1 protein-coding gene is annotated in these 1,151 nt (G+C 42.7%); it reads right to left on the bottom strand.

The genetic code is table 11. The features are described 5' to 3' along the window. Positions 1–1,151 (bottom strand): amino acid adenylation domain-containing protein (locus OCI93_RS20890; RefSeq protein WP_261627254.1); only part of this gene is annotated, 1,151 nt, incomplete at both ends.

The following is a 1,151-nucleotide window of genomic DNA, read 5'->3' as shown; positions in this document are numbered from 1 at the left end:
TTGGTGCAACATACTGGCTTTGCATAATGGCCACATCAGCCCCAGCAAGTGCCTTTCGGTCTATTTTTCCATTGGGGGTTAATGGCCACTGCCTCATCACCACAAAGGCTGAAGGCACCATATAATCTGGTAACGACTCCTGCAGCGATGACTTAATAGCGCGCAACAGCCCCCCTTCATCCACCTCTTGGCTATCAGGGATAATATAAGCCACGAGTTGTTTGTGCTGATGATTGCATTCTACTAACTGCACCAAAGCAGATTTTACACCTGGCGCTATCAATAGCTTATTTTCGATTTCTCCTAACTCAATCCTATAACCTCGGACTTTCACTTGTGCATCGACACGGCCAATAAACTCTAAACAGCCATTTGGTAAATAACGGACTAAATCACCCGTTTTATAGAGGCGAGAATAACCCTTCACTTTATCCTGTTCATTGGCAAATGGATGTACAACAAAACTTTCTTCTGTTAAGTCAGGTCGATTTAAATAACCACGGGCAAGCCCTGCCCCACCAATATATAACTCTCCCGTTACCCCTCTTGGAAGAAGGTTTCTCTGGCTATCCAGTACAAAAAAACATGTATTACTTATGGGAAACCCAATATTGGTTGGCACTGTAGATACGGTTTCAAAATCAACCATGGAAGATAATACCGTCGTTTCCGTTGGGCCGTAGCAATTAACTAATCGACAGTTTTTGACCCAATTCGTAATGTCTTTTTGTTCAGCTGCTTCACCACCAATAGTTATTACTTCGACATTGGGGAGTTTTTCTGCATCCAAGGACTTTAAAAATGCTGCCGGAATAGAAACATGAGTTGTCCTACAGTCAAGAGGTTGTTCAATCAGATCTTGATAGCCACTCAATAAGATAACCCTTGCGCCCGACAGTAGCTCTCTGAACAAGTGCCCACTTCCAGCATCGAATGAGAATGAAGTACAATGCAAACAAACTGACTTTTCTGTCAAATTTAAAAACCGGATATTATCTACAACTAAGTTCGAAACACTCCTATGCTCTACCATCACCCCTTTTGGCTTTCCGGTTGACCCTGAAGTGTAAATCACATATGCAAGATGAGTGGACTCTAATCCTTCAATCTTACGGTTCTGTGTCTCACATTGCTGTAGCTGCGTAACAATG

This window comes from Pseudoalteromonas holothuriae (assembly GCF_945859825.1).
Classification (GTDB): domain Bacteria; phylum Pseudomonadota; class Gammaproteobacteria; order Enterobacterales; family Alteromonadaceae; genus Pseudoalteromonas; species Pseudoalteromonas holothuriae.
The sequence above is the reverse complement of the archived record's forward strand: the minus strand, read 5'-3'. Positions and strand labels throughout refer to the sequence as shown.